Annotated in this window: 1 protein-coding gene; it reads left to right on the forward strand. The window is 71.3% G+C overall.

Features of this window, described 5'->3' with window-relative positions:
* A partial coding sequence (locus tag KGQ19_RS48805; protein ID WP_212022487.1) for a hypothetical protein occupies positions 1-371 on the forward strand: 371 nt, incomplete at its 5' end.
* Between the last annotated feature and the right edge of the window lie 297 nt (positions 372-668).

The raw sequence follows: 668 nt of genomic DNA on the forward strand, positions 1-668 counted from the left end.
GGAGGAGGTTGGGGGCGGGGTGCAAGGCGTGGGCGGTGGATGGGTGCGTGGTGACGGCGATGGCGATGGTGGTAGTGGCGGTCAAGGGCAGGTGGAGGGGTGGGGCGAAGGTGCTGCGGAAGACGCAAGCTCCGCGCACGGCAACATGCCAGGCCAAGGCGCTGGGCCGAGCGGGAATACCCGGCGCGAAGACAGCCGAGGCGAAAATACTGCGGAAGACGACGGCTCCGGGCGCGGCGATATGCCGGGCGAGGGTGCTGGGCCGAGTGAGAGGCCTGGGCGCGGCGGTGCGCGAGGTGGCGGGTCTGGGCTCAGCGGTCTGCGGGGCGAAAGTGCTGCGGAAAGCGAGGATTCTCGGGGCGGGCGTGTGAGTGGCGGCTCTGCGGAGGAGTGCGTGCGGGACGAAGGTGGGCGGGAGAAGGACTCGGCGCAGGCCGGGGTGAGCGGTAGAGGCTCGGCGCAAGCCGGGGTCAGTGGTGAAGGCTCGGCGCAAGCCGGGGTGAGCGGTGAAGGCTCGGCGCAAGCCGGGGTCAGTGGTGGAGGCTCGGCGCAAGCCGGGGTTAGTGGTGAAGGCTCGGCGCAAGCCGGGGTCAGTGGTGGAGGCTTTGCGCGGGGGTTTGGTGTGGGTGGGAGTGGGGCCCGGGCCCCACTCCCACCCACACCAAACC

Origin of the sequence: Catenulispora pinistramenti, assembly GCF_018274385.1 — a bacterium.
Lineage (GTDB): Bacteria > Actinomycetota > Actinomycetes > Streptomycetales > Catenulisporaceae > Catenulispora > Catenulispora pinistramenti.